This window comes from Lentzea aerocolonigenes, assembly GCF_000955955.1.
GTDB classification, from domain to species: domain Bacteria; phylum Actinomycetota; class Actinomycetes; order Mycobacteriales; family Pseudonocardiaceae; genus Lentzea; species Lentzea aerocolonigenes_A.
Genome location: NZ_JYJG01000449.1, coordinates 1 through 220, shown reverse-complemented (window position 1 = coordinate 220; position 220 = coordinate 1). Strand labels below are relative to the sequence as shown.

Annotated in this window: 1 pseudogene; it reads left to right on the top strand. The window is 64.1% G+C overall.

The window, feature by feature from the left end:
* A pseudogene (locus tag UK23_RS53320) lies at window positions 1–208 on the top strand (carbohydrate ABC transporter permease); the annotation flags it as partial.
* Between the last annotated feature and the right edge of the window lie 12 nt (window positions 209–220).

Genomic DNA, 220 nt, shown 5'->3' with positions numbered 1-220 from the left:
GCTGCCCTACGTCATGCTCGCCGACCACACGAAGTTCCCGGTCACGGTCGGCCTGTTCACCCTGCTGCAGCAGGGTTCGAGCAGACCCGCCCTCTACACCCTCGTGATCACCGGCGCGCTGCTGTCGATCGTTCCCCTGATCGCGCTGTTCCTCGGTCTTCAGCGCTACTGGCGCGTCGATCTGCTCTCGGGAGTCGTAAAGTCGTGACACCAACCGGAG